This is a genomic window from Exiguobacterium sp. s11, assembly GCF_018619015.1.
Lineage (GTDB): Bacteria > Bacillota > Bacilli > Exiguobacteriales > Exiguobacteriaceae > Exiguobacterium_A > Exiguobacterium_A indicum.
In genome coordinates this window covers 773,028-787,507 of record NZ_JACSNF010000001.1, presented here as the reverse complement: position 1 = coordinate 787,507, position 14,480 = coordinate 773,028, and the positions used below count along the sequence as shown (strand labels likewise).

The window sequence follows — 14,480 nt, the reverse complement described above, 5'->3', positions numbered from 1 at the left end:
AGTGGGGAAGTTGGATATGAAACGAAAACGCATCGTTGTCATCCTTTTGATCGTGATTTTGACTGGAGTCGGAGTTACAAGTTACGTCATTCAATCGAATCGAAAAACTGAACTAGAACAGGCGTTACGTTCAGAAAAGCCTATGGAATTAGCATCCGCGTTAAAAAGTTCAGACATGTCTACATCGGAAAAAAATCGTTATATTGGTCGTTTTCAAGAGACGCTTGCATTTGAAAAGGCTGAATTGCTATTAGATTCTAAGACATCTCAAAATCAAATGAATTGGTTTTATGCGGCGCAGTTTGCTCCTCGGGATACAGTGGCTACTTGGCTAAAAAAGGGAGCAAAAGTGAATCAGTTAAATCAGAAGAAACAATCTGTTCTTCATGTGGCAACAAGTGTGAATCGTTCCAGTGATGCGTATGCTTTACTCGTCAAGCGCGCAACGTCTAAAGATTTAAATCGAATCGATGCGTACGGTCATACCCCTTTGTTTTATGCCACACTTGATCAAAATGAGACAGTCATCGAGTTACTTTTAGGGGCTGGTGCCAATCCGAACTTAGGAAAAGAACGTCCGATCTATGAGACAGTCAAACAAAATCGAAAAGATTTATTTGAATTGTTGAAACAGCACAAGGCAAAGGTAGAAACGAAACAAGTAAAGAAGATTGCAAAAATGTATCGTGCTACGACATTCTAAGCAATAACGAAGAGCCCCTCATCGAGTTGATGAGGGGCTCTTCTGATTACTGTTGAATACGTTTTGGTGTTTCGACATACATTTGGACAGAACGATTTAAAGGTAATAAGGAAGTTGGATTTTTCAAAACGGTTGCATCATAGGCCATGCGTAATCGAGAAGCCTCAGCATCCGCAGATTTATTGGCAATCATGAGTCGTTCTAAATCCCTCACATTGGCAGGGAACTGATTCTCTGCTAAATCGAGTTTTCCACGATAGGCGTTTACTTCTAGTTTCCCTTTCGTAAAGATGCCACCACGTACGTTCATCGTCGACCCGACAGAGTAGATCGTATTGATTTGATCGTCATCGCTGTAAAGGAAAGCATTTAAGTCAGGCGTAGTCGTTCGGGGTGTTGAAAATTTATTCACCCGGTTGATGACGAGTGTTCCTTTACTGAGTAGAATTAACGTGTTTTGTTTCGTTGAGGAAGTGAGACCTTGAATATTCGCATCATCGAGACGACTTGTACCTGTCGTATAAATCGTTGTCGCAAAACCGACATTCCCTCGAACGAGGAGGTTACCTAGGACGACAAGCGGCCGTTTGATTTCTAACGGCTGATCAACGGAATTCAGTGAAGAAATTGTCAGATTCCCATTGATGATCAAAGGCTCGAGCGTCTCTTGTACTAAATCATCCGTCAATGTGATCGTATTATTTGTGTTCGGTGCCGGGCTAATCATCTGTCGTTTCGTATCAAGTGCCGTCAGAAACGGACCTGTTAAGACCGATTTTGGAATAGCCGAGTCCTTTAAGGAGGTAGTAATTTGTGTAATCGGTGTATTCACCGGCAGCTTTAAAAAGTCATTCAAAGCGTAGTTGAAGTCGAATGGAACAAGCGCTTCTTTCGTTGAGACGAGGTCCGTTGATCCTTTTGGATCAAAAATGCTACGGTCACAAGATAAATAATCTTCACATTGCAGCAAAGGTAGATTTTTTTCTTGGAACACCCGAATTTGACCAGCGACATAAGGAAGTGCTTGTGTATTCGTGAACGTCCCATTTTCATTATTGTATTTAAAATAAGGAGTAGCGGTTGCTTTTAAAGGATTTCGCGAGAAGATATTACCTTCGATGAAGGGCGCACCTTTGATAATGACTTGGTTATCCGAACCAAGCGTATAGTACAAGAAGCTTGGAATAGCAGACAGATACACGCGTTGGCGATATGTCTTGCGAATCACAGGCTGATCACCCTTTTGTTTCTCGACTGTTGCGGTTAAATCTAATGCTTTAACTCGGATATTCGAGGCGGTCTCGTTTACTTCGACCGAGACACTCGGGACGATGGATTTTAAAGGTAAGATGATTGAGCTATTCAAATTACTGAATAGTGCTTGTGAAGATGTCGTAGGTGAAGTGCCCGTCGTCTTGACGATGATTTGCTGTAATGCAGCAACGGCTTGATCCAAATCATTTTGAGTGGATGTCTCGACATCTATATCCGTTTCACGGATTTCAGTTAATCGTGTGGACTGTAGACTGATACCAATCGTGGCTATGGCAAGAACGGAAAGTACCGTTAGCGTGACGAGTACGAATAATAAGGTGTAGCCTTGTTCAGATTTACGCATGATTAGTTCCTTTCTGAATTAAAATCCAATCGTACTCGTGAAGGTCTGTACTTCTTCTTGATCAGTTGACTGGATTCGAGTCGTGATGGTCAAAATACCATGGATGACATAACGACCAGGATACGTACTTCCAGTGATCGTTTGATATTCAGGACTAGATAATGTGAAGGTTTGAAAAAGTTCGGATTGCTCATCGATTGATTGTGGCTCTGACGTATAGACGAGTTTATCGCCTTGTTGCTGTTCGGTCAGGAATGTATATGTAACAGGCTTCACGGTAGAGGCGGATGCTGAAGCTTCTTCTGTTGCATTGAACGGTTGAAATCCACTAGCTCGTTCAAGTAATCCCGTCTCATTGTTTAGCGTAGGCAACGTTCTTTTATAAAAAGAGAGTGTTTTAGATTCATCGATGCGAATCGCATCAAAGCCACTGACCTCATTTAAAATGATACCGATCCGACTATCCGCTTCACTACGTAATTCACTAATGATACCAGTTGCTCGAAAACTTTTCGTTCCGGAAATGAATACCGTCAAGATGACAGCACTGAAAATAGAAGCAACGACGATTGAGACAAGTAGTTCGACGAGTGTGAATCCTTCACTTTGTTGTTGGAAAACTTTGGTTGAGCGTCGCATTCGTAATCGATCCTTTCAAAGTCGTAATCGGTTCAGTCGTTCCTTCTACATACACGTATACATAAAGATCGAGTAGATTCGGATTCACTTCACCTTCCATTTTATGAGGTGTCACACTGTACTTCACATCAAATGAAATATTGTTGATTTCAGGATCAGTAAAAATTGACGTACAAATAGCCGATACACCACAAGAAGGAGTGGCGGGTTCTGGAATCACATAATTTCCATTCAGATAAACGGCCTTCAGTGCTTCTTGAGATAATGAAACAAAAGAAAAGGCTTCATTCGTTGTCGCTTCAATCGCTTCTCGCTTTATGTAAGAAGTAGCATTTTTAGCTAAATAGTTCGCAAACGTCAATTCCGTGCTAGTGCGTGATGCTGAAAGAGATTGCGAAAAGATACTGATCAATGAGACAGAGATAATCGACAGAATCGTAATACTGACAAGGACCTCGATTAATGAAAATCCATCTTGTTTGTGTTGCATATGCTCACCTCTTCATTTCTATCGGAAAAAACATCAATTGGATGAAGTTCAAAAACCTACAGACATTCACAGTTAGAGAAAAGAATTGTCAGGATAGACTTATGTTTCATCATGATATTCATTATAATGGAAATACTAGGCACCTGAAATGATTAATTCATACAGAAAGGAAACAGATGATGCTCAATACAAAGCGTTTTGCTGTACATACACTTTTACTCGTCTTACTCGTGGTTTTGATTTATGTGCCATCTTTCGCCTTAATTTCCTTTACCGGAAAGGCGACTGAACAGACGACTTTTTCTGAAACGGCTAAAGTTGGATCTGTTCCTGTAAGCGGGATGAGTCGTAAAGAAGCTGAATCCGCAGTCCAAAAAGCGATTACGGAATGGTCCAAAAAAACACCGTTGACGACGGGTACAGGAGAAGAAACGTTACCGGTACCAACTGAATTGGTGACATTTGATTCTGAGGAATCTGTTAAAAAAGCGTCTCTGAAAACGGGAGGAGACTTAATTCTCTCAATCGATGACGAAATGCTACAAAGTTTTCTATCTACGCAACCTGTCAGCTATTCACAAGAACAAACGGAAGCGTTTAAAACATGGTTAACGAATACAAGCAAGACATTAGCTGAAGGGAATTTTGATCCTTCACAAACATCAGAGTCGTCTGCTGAAGGTGAGGTCGTATCAAGTATCACGTTTTCAACACGTTCAGCAGCAGAAGAACAGATGATTACAGGCATGGCAAACGTCGAAATCAAGCCAGATCAATTAATGAATGTGAAAACGTATGGTATGGATCCAATCGCTGCTTCTTACGTTGGAAGTAAATTATACGAATTGTTCGCAAAAACACCATTTGAAATCGTGGAACGCATGCCACATGCGACACTCCCAGATGATATTACACTAGGTTACGATGTCAAAATTGACGAAAAAACAGATTTTGCTGTTCGAAATACGCAAGCATCGGTGTATCGCCTCGTCGCTACGCAAGAGGGAAGCGACGTAACGATTGAACTGCGCGGAGCCCCAATAAAAGAAGCAGTGACTGTTGTGATGGAAGGAGAAAAGACAATCCCATTTAGAACCATTACTCGTTACTCAGCTACGCTTTCAGCCGGGACGACAAACGATACACAAGCCGGTGAAGAGGGAAAATCGATTGAAGTCTACCGTGTAATGAAAACAGCTAAAGGCGAAAAGAAAAAGCTACTTTCCTTAGATTTTTATGCGGCGGTCCCAGCTGTCATTACAAAGAGTAGTCAAGAAGAACAAGCGCCTATCGTGGTTCCACCAACCGAAGAAACACCATCTGAGGACGGAACGGATTCTGAAACGCCGGATGAATCGAACCCTGAGGATTCGCAAACGGACGGTACGGTCGAAACGCCAGATTCTCCTACTTCACCGGACAGCCCAGATTCACCAACGGTACCAGACGAGGACAATCAAGGGGATCCGGCTTCACCAGTAGACGATGAATCGACAGGTAAAGCGGTCGGTTAAACGAGGAGGGAAGAGTATGAATTGGACGACGATTGCAATTGAGCTTGGAATTATCATCGGACTTGCGACAATCATTTGTGGATTGATGTTTGCGGTGACGATTCCATATGTAACCTCGATTCAGGCGAAGTCAGTATTATCCATCGCAGCGATTATCATGGTGACACTGATCTATTTTAGTGTTCAGTTGGATTGGATTAGTAATCCCTTTGTAGCGATCGGGATGGTATTACTGTGTGTCGTAACGGGAGGCGTTACGAGTCTGATTGATGAAAAGAAACAAAAGCGAACTGTAATGATTGAAGACGAATCATGGCATGCGGAAGGATGACGGACTAAATGGCGATGAAGCGAAAACGACTCGGTGAAATGTTAATCGAAGAGAGCTTAGTGACAGAGAGTCAAATCGATGAAGCACTTTCTGTAAAACGACCAACTGAAAAATTGGGTGACGCGTTACTCCGCCTCGGTCATTTGACGGAACAACAGTTACTAGAAGCGCTCCATCATCAATTAAAGATTCCGATCATTCAACTGTATAATTATCCAGTCGATGTTGCGGTAACGAAATTGATTTCAAAAGAATTAGCACAGCGACATACGTTAGTTCCGGTCTACCGTGAAGGGAATCGTTTATTTATTGCCATGGCGGATCCGATGGACTTGATCGCAATCGATGATTTACGGATGCAGACGGGTCTAGTGATTGACGTAGGTATTGCGACACGGGACGAAATCAGACGAACGATCTTGAAGTATTATGATATCGATTCATCGTTGCGCGATTTGTTGGAGTCAGATGATATGACGGAGATGGAACAGTCGCGCGACGTGGTGACACGTGAAGATGCGCCAATCATTCGTCTCGTTAATCAAATCTTAGAAAATGCGATTGCGCAACGGGCATCCGATATTCATATGGATCCACAGGAAACATCGATGACGATTCGAATTCGAATCGATGGAGAACTTCGAACGGAAAATAATTATCCGAAGCAGATTCAAAGTATTTTAACAACACGAATCAAGGTCATGAGTGAGCTTGATATTACAGAATCTCGTTTACCGCAAGATGGACGAATCAAATATGTCTTTAATGGACTAGCTTACGACTTCCGTGTTTCTACACTACCTACCGTATACGGGGAAAAAGTCGTTATTCGAATTTTGGACAGTTCCAACTCAAATATTTCTATCTCTAAAATTGGTTTCAGCTCACGGAATGAAACACAGTTCCGAGAAATGTTAAAACGACCGAACGGTATCATTTTGATTACCGGGCCAACCGGTTCAGGGAAATCATCGACATTGTATGCAGCCTTAAATGAGTTGAATGACGAGTCACGCAATATCATCACCGTCGAAGATCCAGTTGAGTACCAGGTCGATGGCATCAATCAGGTCCAAGTGAATGCGAAGATCGGTTTGACGTTTGCGAGTGGTCTTCGATCGATTCTCCGTCAGGATCCGAACGTCGTCATGGTCGGTGAGATTCGCGATATTGAAACAGCAGAAATATCGATCCGTGCTTCTTTGACAGGACACTTAGTTCTATCCACGCTCCATACGAACTCAGCAGTTAGTTCAATTACACGATTAATCGATATGGGCGTTGAATCGTTTCTCGTTGCAGCTTCGCTTAGTGGGTTGATCGCACAACGACTCGTCCGCCGTGTTTGTCGGGACTGCGGAGAAGTCCATCCACTCTCAACGCGGGAACAGGAGCTGTTTGATCAAGAAGGAATCGAGGCGACGACTGTCATGCGAGGGCGTGGCTGCTCATCTTGTAATATGACCGGATATCGAGGTCGTGTCGCGATTCAGGAAGTCATCATGATTGACGAAGTCTTACGGCGCATGATCATGAACCAGTCGACGGAAAGTGACATCACAGCGTACGTTAAATCGCAAGGACAACGTTTCCTTCTAGCTGATGGTCTATCGAAAGTAGCTGACGGTATCACGACGACAGAAGAAATTTTACGGACGGTGATTTCAGAATGAATCAAACGATGGAACGTGCCCAAATCGAAGATATTCTTCGTTCCTCGAAGGAACGAGGGGCATCCGATGTTCATTTGACTGCCGGATCCCCTCCTGTGTTTCGGATCAATGGAACACTGACACCATATGGATCTGAGAAGATGAAACCAGTCATCATTGACGGGTTCGTTCGTTCGTTGATCACGGAAGACATGTATCAGCAACTGAAGCAGGATCGAGATATTGATTTTTCGTTTGGTGTGACAGGTGTAGCGCGATATCGGGTCAATTGTTTTTACCAGCGAGGTGCATTATCGATGGCCTTTCGAACGATCCCGACAGAAGTGCCTTCGCTTGAACAGTTAGGACTTCCTCCAGTCATCAAACGATTTTTGACGAAGCCACATGGTCTCATCCTTGTCACGGGTCCAACAGGTTCCGGGAAGTCGACGACGCTTGCTGCGATGATCAACGAAATCAATCAGACGATGTATAAACGGATCATCACACTGGAAGACCCGATTGAATACTTACATAGTCATCGAAAGAGCTTAATTGATCAACGGGAGATTGGAATTGATGCGCCACGTTTTTCGACAGGATTGCGCTCAGCGCTTCGCCAAGATCCGGATGTGATTTTACTGGGAGAAATGCGCGACCTTGAGACGATTGCTACCGCGGTAACGGCTGCTGAAACCGGTCATCTTGTCTTTGCGACGGTGCACACGGCAACAGCAGCTTCAACGGTCAGTCGCATCATCGATGTATTTCCGTCGGAGCAACAAGATCAGATTCGGGCACAGCTAGCGAACGTCCTAGCGGGTGTCATCTCACAACGACTCATGCCACGATCGGATGGGACAGGACGTGTCGCTGCCTTAGAAATCATGGTTGATACACCAGCTGTCTCCAACTTGATTCGGACAGGTAAGGAATATCAGATTCAATCCGTCTTACAGACGGGTAAACAATATGGCATGCAAACGATGCAGATGGCCTTACAGGATTTGGTCAGTCGCGGTTTGATCCCGGCATCTGCTGCAACACCATACATATCGGGGTGAAGGGATGGCAGTATTCATTTACGAAGGTCGAACGATGGCCGGAAAACGAAAGAAGGGCAAGATTACTGCGCTGACGAAGCGCGAGGCAGCAGAACGGCTTCGGACGGATCAAATCGCCGTAACATTGCTTGAGAAACAAGAATCAAAAGGGTTAAATACCGAGATTACGTTTTTAAGTGCTAAACCGAAAATCGAGCATCTTGTCATGTACGCGCGTCAGTTTGCGACGCTCGTTCGATCCGGTGTTTCGATTGTTAGGGCAACCGAAATTTTACGTAAACAAACAGAATCAAAACCACTCGAGCGAGCGCTTGTCGAGGTGGAAGATGATTTGCGTAGTGGGATTCAGTTTTCCCAGGCAATCGAAAAGCATCCTCGTGTATTTGATACGTTTTTCGTTAGTATGGCGATGGCGGGGGAAGCGAGTGGTAATCTCGAAGAGGCGTTAGATAACATCGTGACACAGCTGCAAAAACAATATGAGATCAAACGAAAAGTCATCTCCGCTTTAATCTATCCGGCGGTCGTCTCAATTGTCGCGATCGGCGTCGTGGTCTTCCTAATGATGAATGTCGTGCCGACTTTTGCCTCAATTTTTGATCAATTAGGTAGTGAGTTGCCTTTGATTACGAAACTCGTCGTCGCTGTCTCCGACTTTTTTGTCGCCTATTGGTGGGTATTACTATTAATTGCGTTTGGTTTGATCGGACTGTTGTATTTTAACCTCAAGAATGAGCGACAGCGTCTCTTTTTTGACCGTTTCTTGTTAATGATTCCAGTCTTCGGACCGCTGATTCAAAAATCACAAATCGCGCTGATGACACGTGGTCTATCTGTATTGCTCAATGCGTCAGTACCAATTTTAGCTTCACTTGATATTACTGAACGAATCGTTACGAATCGGATCATTCGTAAAGGGATTGCTGGTGCGAACGAAGCGATGTCGCGCGGTATTCCGATGCACGAACCTTTGGAGCGAAATAAATATTTCCCGCCCCTTGTCACACAGATGATTGCTATTGGGGAAGAGTCAGGTCGGCTCGATTCGATGTTGACGGAAGTCGCGAACTTCTACGAAACCGAAGTGGAAACGACGACGGATCGTTTGAAATCGATCATCGAACCATTGTTGATTGTTGTTTTAGCCGCAATCGTTGGTGTCATCGTCATCGCTGTCGTCGTACCGATGTTTAAGATTTACTCCGACATTCAGGCAGGTTGACAATTGTAAAAACATTTACCTGTTGTTAAAAAAAGACATAAACTACAAAAAATGTGGTGCTACTATAATAGTATTCGTTTGGATAGTAAGTCTTACTAACCAAGAACAGTAAAAAAGCACTAGGGAGGCATAATGAAATGATCGAACGGTTAAAAGAAATCTGGTTAGATGCAAAACAAATGCGCGATGAGCGCGGACTGACATTGATCGAGTTACTTGTCGTCGTCGTTATCTTAGGTATCATCGCAGCAATCGCTGTCGTCGCAATCGGTGGATTGATTGAGAACTCACGTAAAGATGCAGTTGTTTCGGATGCGAAGCAATTGGTATCTGCTGCGAAGTTATATACTTCTTCGAATCCGATCAAAGCAGGAGAAACGGTTGTAATGGGAATTGAGAAAGCTGGAAAGAAATTTGCTACAACTGACGGTGTAGTGCTCGATAAATATATCGATAGCATGGAGGACCCATTCGATTCTCCTAAACCATATAAAGATGCATTTGTATCTGTAACAGAAACTGGTGGGAAGTATACTTACTCTGTAACCCTTAAAGGTGAGGAAGATTACTTTGCAAATAAAGGTCCATCTGAACTAAAACGTTGGTAATCGTCCCCCCTCCTCGGGGGTTTTTTTCTGAACTTTTTTGAAAGGGAGGTCGTGTCATGACGATCGTCTTCACGGTATATTTTTTCTTGTTAGGTTTGTTGATCACATCGTTTACGAATGTCGTCGGTTTGCGTGTTCCGGTCGGGGAGTCGATCGTTCATCCACGTTCCCATTGTCCGACCTGTGGACATGTGCTTGGACCGCTCGAACTGACGCCAGTACTCGGATATGTAGTACTCGGTGGGAAATGTCGTTCCTGTGGACAGGCGATTTCAATCAAGTATCCAGCGCTTGAACTACTCGGTGGAATGCTCTATGCGTATGCCTTTTGGCAGTTCGGTTGGTCGATGGAATTTGCGTTGACACTCACTCTAACTAGTCTCTTGTTTATTCTTACGATGTCTGATCTTGCCTATATGCTCATACCGAATAAAATTTTACTGTTCTTTTTACCAATTGCCTTGATTGTGCGCTACCTTTCTCCACTTGAAAACTGGTATAATCCAATTATTGGAGGAATTGTCGGATTCGTTCTATTGTTCGTCATTTTTCTTGCATCACGACGCGGTATGGGAGCGGGAGATGTCAAGCTCTTCGGTTTACTCGGGATTTTCCTTGGACCGCTTCACGTCGTCATCGCGTTGTTTGTTTCAGCATTTGTTGGTTCAGTGATCGGGCTGACGCTACTCGGAACGGGACGCGTCAGACGAAAACAACCGATACCATTCGTTCCCTCCATTGCGATCGGGACATTACTTACATATTATTTTGCGGATGATTGGGTGTCGTGGTACCTCGATTTACTGCTTTAAGAAAGGAAGAACGTACATATGACGCAACGGCGTAAAGGTACATATGTTTATTTTAATTTTACGGACGTCGCTATTTTTGGTGCGGTTGTCAAAAAAGGGGTCTTGAAACGACGTGCTGTCGTATCTCTTCCAGCAGGTACGTTACAGGGTGGATGGCTTCAACCGGAAGCGTCGCTCGATCTGATTTTTGATAGTCTATTGACGAAGTTGAAAGTTCCTCGCGGATCTAAAGCCGTTCTTGCGCTGGATGGTTCACTCGTCCTTGCGCGGAAACTCGATATTCCGGAGACGATTGCGACGAATCAGATCCGGGGTTATCTATTCATGGAGATTGGTCATAGCATTGTCCTTCCTTTTGAAGAACCATACTTCGACTACACTGTCCTTGAAGACGGTGAAAAGCGTGAAATCATGCTGTATGCGGCACCGAACGAAGCACTGAAACAATATACGCAATTGTTTAAACAAAAGCATCTTCGATTAGTGGCAGCGGAACCGCAACCACTGTCTACCTACTTCGGTCTTGAAGCGCATTATCCAGCAGCAGATACCGATACGCTACTGATTTGGAATGCAAACGCAACGAACCATCAATTGATTATCATCGAAGACCGTGTACCACGCCTGATTCGCTCAGTGGATACGTTTTCGGCAGATGCTTGGGATGTAGACGTGATCGAGGATCAATTGCATTATCGCTATCGATCGGATGATCAGACAGTTGAACTCGTCTTGGATGAAATGCTGTTAGAATTTTCGCGTGTGCTAGACTTTTACCGTTTCTCGCTCGCTCGAGAAAGCCGCGAAATCAAGACAGTTGTCCTTGCGGGAGACTTCCCGTTTCGAGATGAATTAGCGACACGATTCCGAACGAACTTTGATCTTCAGTTAGATGAAGTACCGGACATGATGACAATCGATAGTCAATCGGTTCCACGCATTTACTTACCGATCGTTGGTCTAGCCACTGCGCGACCAGATCGTATCAACCTTTTACCGGAAAGTGACGAGGCACCGAAATATCCGCTTGTCGCTTCGCTGATTTTATTATTATTTGGTGGATTGATTGGTGGTTATTTATATTGGCAAACGGATCAGTTCGCTAACCGAGTGGAATCCGTAGACGATCAGATTCAAATCGTCCGACAATTACAATCCGAATCCGATCAGTCGTCTAAACAAGAAGTCGTTCAATTGAAACAGACGGTCGAGTCGCTAGAAGAAGCACCTAAGCCAGCTGTTCCAACACTTGAGCGGATCACACGTTACTTACCGGAACGCGGGTACATTCTTCAGTACGCATATGGAGCGGATGATACCGTTGCTATGACGGCTCAGTTTGAGACACTCGATGAGCTGAATGATTTTTACCGAGAGTTGCTGACCGATAAAGTGTTCTCCGGTACGACGCTGGCAAGCGTGACGACAAAAACGATGAATGAAAAAACGGATGTCGTGACAACGACAACGGTTGATCCGGCGACCGGTCAAGAGATTCCAACGACGGAAATTACTCCGAATGATGACACGAAGACAGAAGAACCGCGATATATCGGTCAGTTTTCTATGAATGTCAATCCTGAGGAGGTTGTTAAGGGAGAGACCAATGAGGCAGACCCGGCAGTACCGAAAGAAGATAAGCCATCTGAGCCAGAAATTGAAGGGGACGGTCAAACACCGGATGATCCTTCAGGAGAAGTCATCTCGACAGAAGTTGAGGAGGTGCCTGAAAATTGAAGCGATATAGTAGCTACCTCCTTCTCTTTTTATCAATCCTCATCGTTTTAGGTGGCATTGGGTATTTTGGATATACGACGTATATGACACATCAAACCTTGCAACAAAAAGAAGCGACACTCAAGCGAGAACAAATGGCGTTAGAGCAAGCAAAAGCAAATGAGCAAAAAGTGGACGTGGCAGAATCGAGTTTCCTACAGCAAAAAGTTCCGGTGACGGCATCGAATGATGATGTCATCGATGCGATCAACGCAGCAAGTCAGATTGCTGGAGTAAAAGTGCAGTCGATTACTTTCGGTCAATCGACAGAGACGACACCACAATCTCCCGTAACGTCAACACCAGCTGTTGATGGAGCGATGGCGACCGAATCGGATCAAGCGACAACGCCTACAGCGACTACTCCCGCAGCAAATGCGACACCGTTACCAGCTTCCTTGACGATTGAAGCGCCGTCATATCTTGAACTGATGGCCTTCTTGAAACAAATTGAGCGAACAGATCGCATTACGATTCTTCGCCAGATTCAGTTGACTGGTCCAGAAGAACAAGGACCTGGCAGTGGCGCAATTCAATTGGAAAACGAAATGCTATCTTTCACAGTCGAAATCGAATCGTATTACCGTCCGGATTTAACGAAGTTGACGCCTGATAAACAGACGCCGCTTAAAGAAAAAACACCAAAGTCAGATCCATTTGTCGATGTGACAGGAAATTAAGATGAGTTTGGCGGTTCCTACTCTGTTAGGGACCGCTTATTTTTTGTTAGACTAAACGATGACTCGAATTATCCGATTCGAAATTAATGGGAAAGAACGTGATACTAATGGTAACGCAACCACACTTGATCCTTGCCTCGGCTTCACCACGCCGGACGGAACTTCTAAAGCAAATTGGAATCCCTCACGAAGTCGTACCTGCGAATGTCGTCGAAGAGGCACCATTTCCGATGTCACCGCATGAGTACGTCCGTTATCTATCGCAAAAGAAAGCGCGAGCGATTACGGTAGACGGCGTCATTTTGGCTGCGGATACGGTCGTTGCGATTGACGACATGATTCTTGAGAAGCCAGCAAATAGTTCTGAGGCACGGGCGATGCTTGCGCGTCTGTCAGGACGTGCTCATGAAGTCGTGACAGGCGTGACGATTCGCTTTGGTGAAAAGGAGGAGACGTTCGACGTGACGACACACGTTCGTTTTGGTGCATTGTTAAACGAGTGGATCGAAGGGTATATCGCGACGAACGAGCCTTACGATAAAGCGGGTGGCTATGGTATCCAAGCGATGGGAGGGCTATTCGTCGAGGCGATTGAGGGCGATTATTATAATGTCGTTGGATTGCCCATACACGAGATCACGAAACGTCTCGCGTCGTTTAAAATCAAGCCGATGTTTGCGTAATTCTGAAACAGAGAGGTCGGATGCTGTGATTGAATGGCCGAAGGATATGGTTCAGTTGAAAGGCTTGGCACAAGCGACGACAGTCGAACTGCTCGCGTGTCTTGTCCGAAGTGGGACACGGGACCGGACACCGCTTGAAATCGCGGAAGAATTACTGCATATCTATCCTTCGCTGATCGAACTCGAGGCGGCGGGAGTCGGAGGACTCGAAAAAGCACCAGGGGTCGGAAAGGCGAAGGCATTACAAATCATGGCGGGACTAGAACTGGGTCGTCGTCTCGTCACCGAACCGAAGTGGGTGCGACCAACGATTCGTTCACCGGAAGACGCAGCGGAGCTGTTGTTAGAAGAGATGCGTCTTTATCAACAAGAACACTTCATCTGTCTGTATTTGAATACGAAAAATGAGGTCGTTTCGAAAAAGACGTTATTCATTGGAGGATTGAACACGTCGATCGTCCACCCGCGTGACGTCTTCCGGGAAGCGATTCGCTGCTCGGCTGCGAATTTCATCGCTGTGCATAATCATCCGTCGGGTGATCCGACACCGAGTCGAGAGGATATCGAGGTATCCGAGCGGCTCGTTGAGGCAGGACGGCTCATTGGAATCAGTTGTCTTGACCACATCATCATCGGGCACGGACAATATATTAGTATGAAACAGCGCGGATTTATGTAAGAATAACGT

The 14,480-nt window shown here is 44.8% G+C and carries 15 protein-coding genes; 12 read left to right on the top strand and 3 right to left on the bottom strand.

The features are described 5' to 3' along the window. Positions 1-16: 16 nt before the first annotated feature. Complete coding sequence (locus tag KNQ12_RS04400) at positions 17-703, top strand: ankyrin repeat domain-containing protein (RefSeq protein ID WP_023468966.1); 687 nt, start codon at positions 17-19, stop codon at positions 701-703. Between the two features lie 46 nt (positions 704-749). Here KNQ12_RS04400 and KNQ12_RS04395 read toward each other — a convergent pair whose 3' ends face one another. Genes KNQ12_RS04395 through KNQ12_RS04385 form a run of 3 tightly spaced genes read right to left on the bottom strand, consistent with a single transcriptional unit; the run spans position 750 to position 3,450 of the window. Then, entirely contained in the window at positions 750-2,321 is a 1,572-nt protein-coding gene (locus KNQ12_RS04395; protein WP_214746530.1) for a type II secretion system protein, read from the bottom strand. 18 nt (positions 2,322-2,339) lie between these two features. After that, on the bottom strand, positions 2,340-2,960 hold the full coding sequence (locus tag KNQ12_RS04390; protein WP_023468964.1) for a PilW family protein: 621 nt from the start codon (positions 2,958-2,960) through the stop codon (positions 2,340-2,342). Next, positions 2,923-3,450: a type IV pilus modification PilV family protein gene (locus KNQ12_RS04385; protein WP_023468963.1), complete on the bottom strand. Its 528-nt coding sequence runs from the start codon at positions 3,448-3,450 to the stop codon at positions 2,923-2,925. Before KNQ12_RS04385 ends, KNQ12_RS04390 begins: the two co-directional genes overlap by 38 nt. A gap of 176 nt (positions 3,451-3,626) precedes the next feature. On the opposite strand from KNQ12_RS04385, the gene KNQ12_RS04380 reads away from it, so the two are divergent. The 11 genes from KNQ12_RS04380 to radC all read left to right on the top strand — a co-directional run bounded on the left by KNQ12_RS04380 (position 3,627) and on the right by radC (position 14,471). After that, complete coding sequence (locus KNQ12_RS04380) at positions 3,627-4,964, top strand: G5 domain-containing protein (protein WP_214746527.1); 1,338 nt, start codon at positions 3,627-3,629, stop codon at positions 4,962-4,964. A gap of 16 nt (positions 4,965-4,980) precedes the next feature. Then, on the top strand, positions 4,981-5,295 hold the full coding sequence (locus KNQ12_RS04375; protein WP_023468961.1) for a hypothetical protein: 315 nt from the start codon (positions 4,981-4,983) through the stop codon (positions 5,293-5,295). Positions 5,296-5,303: 8 nt separating this feature from the next. After that, positions 5,304-6,968 (top strand): GspE/PulE family protein, encoded by a 1,665-nt coding sequence (locus tag KNQ12_RS04370; protein ID WP_214746524.1) that lies wholly within the window; start codon positions 5,304-5,306, stop codon positions 6,966-6,968. After that, positions 6,965-8,011 (top strand): type IV pilus twitching motility protein PilT, encoded by a 1,047-nt coding sequence (locus tag KNQ12_RS04365; RefSeq protein ID WP_023468959.1) that lies wholly within the window; start codon positions 6,965-6,967, stop codon positions 8,009-8,011. Before KNQ12_RS04370 ends, KNQ12_RS04365 begins: the two co-directional genes overlap by 4 nt. A 4-nt stretch (positions 8,012-8,015) precedes the next feature. Further along, entirely contained in the window at positions 8,016-9,233 is a 1,218-nt protein-coding gene (locus KNQ12_RS04360; protein WP_214746521.1) for a type II secretion system F family protein, read from the top strand. Between the two features lie 137 nt (positions 9,234-9,370). Further along, positions 9,371-9,841: a type II secretion system protein gene (locus KNQ12_RS04355; RefSeq protein WP_214746519.1), complete on the top strand. Its 471-nt coding sequence runs from the start codon at positions 9,371-9,373 to the stop codon at positions 9,839-9,841. Positions 9,842-9,897: 56 nt separating this feature from the next. Further along, on the top strand, positions 9,898-10,653 hold the full coding sequence (locus tag KNQ12_RS04350; protein ID WP_214746517.1) for a prepilin peptidase: 756 nt from the start codon (positions 9,898-9,900) through the stop codon (positions 10,651-10,653). An 18-nt stretch (positions 10,654-10,671) separates the two neighbouring features. Next, complete coding sequence (locus KNQ12_RS04345) at positions 10,672-12,390, top strand: type IV pilus biogenesis protein PilM (RefSeq protein WP_214746513.1); 1,719 nt, start codon at positions 10,672-10,674, stop codon at positions 12,388-12,390. After that, complete coding sequence (locus tag KNQ12_RS04340; protein WP_214746510.1) at positions 12,387-13,109, top strand: hypothetical protein; 723 nt, start codon at positions 12,387-12,389, stop codon at positions 13,107-13,109. Before KNQ12_RS04345 ends, KNQ12_RS04340 begins: the two co-directional genes overlap by 4 nt. Positions 13,110-13,216: 107 nt before the next feature. Beyond that, positions 13,217-13,792 (top strand): Maf family protein, encoded by a 576-nt coding sequence (locus KNQ12_RS04335; RefSeq protein WP_214747294.1) that lies wholly within the window; start codon positions 13,217-13,219, stop codon positions 13,790-13,792. A gap of 46 nt (positions 13,793-13,838) precedes the next feature. After that, the gene (radC, locus tag KNQ12_RS04330; protein ID WP_214747291.1) at positions 13,839-14,471 is read left to right on the top strand and encodes a RadC family protein; all 633 of its coding nucleotides are present in this window, start codon (positions 13,839-13,841) and stop codon (positions 14,469-14,471) included. Positions 14,472-14,480 lie beyond the last annotated feature (9 nt).

Excerpts from the sequence above, each read along its gene's own strand:
- KNQ12_RS04365 (WP_023468959.1), top strand. The coding sequence starts at position 6,965 with ATGAATCAAACGATGGAACGTGCCCAAATCGAAGATATTCTTCGTTCC.
- KNQ12_RS04345 (WP_214746513.1), top strand. The coding sequence starts at position 10,672 with ATGACGCAACGGCGTAAAGGTACATATGTTTATTTTAATTTTACGGAC.
- KNQ12_RS04400 (WP_023468966.1), top strand. The coding sequence starts at position 17 with ATGAAACGAAAACGCATCGTTGTCATCCTTTTGATCGTGATTTTGACT.
- KNQ12_RS04360 (WP_214746521.1), top strand. The coding sequence starts at position 8,016 with ATGGCAGTATTCATTTACGAAGGTCGAACGATGGCCGGAAAACGAAAG.
- radC (WP_214747291.1), top strand. The coding sequence starts at position 13,839 with ATGGTTCAGTTGAAAGGCTTGGCACAAGCGACGACAGTCGAACTGCTC.
- KNQ12_RS04395 (WP_214746530.1), bottom strand. The coding sequence starts at position 2,321 with ATGCGTAAATCTGAACAAGGCTACACCTTATTATTCGTACTCGTCACG.
- KNQ12_RS04355 (WP_214746519.1), top strand. The coding sequence starts at position 9,371 with ATGATCGAACGGTTAAAAGAAATCTGGTTAGATGCAAAACAAATGCGC.
- KNQ12_RS04375 (WP_023468961.1), top strand. The coding sequence starts at position 4,981 with ATGAATTGGACGACGATTGCAATTGAGCTTGGAATTATCATCGGACTT.
- KNQ12_RS04335 (WP_214747294.1), top strand. The coding sequence starts at position 13,217 with ATGGTAACGCAACCACACTTGATCCTTGCCTCGGCTTCACCACGCCGG.
- KNQ12_RS04380 (WP_214746527.1), top strand. The coding sequence starts at position 3,627 with ATGATGCTCAATACAAAGCGTTTTGCTGTACATACACTTTTACTCGTC.
- KNQ12_RS04350 (WP_214746517.1), top strand. The coding sequence starts at position 9,898 with ATGACGATCGTCTTCACGGTATATTTTTTCTTGTTAGGTTTGTTGATC.
- KNQ12_RS04385 (WP_023468963.1), bottom strand. The coding sequence starts at position 3,450 with ATGCAACACAAACAAGATGGATTTTCATTAATCGAGGTCCTTGTCAGT.
- KNQ12_RS04390 (WP_023468964.1), bottom strand. The coding sequence starts at position 2,960 with ATGCGACGCTCAACCAAAGTTTTCCAACAACAAAGTGAAGGATTCACA.
- KNQ12_RS04370 (WP_214746524.1), top strand. The coding sequence starts at position 5,304 with ATGGCGATGAAGCGAAAACGACTCGGTGAAATGTTAATCGAAGAGAGC.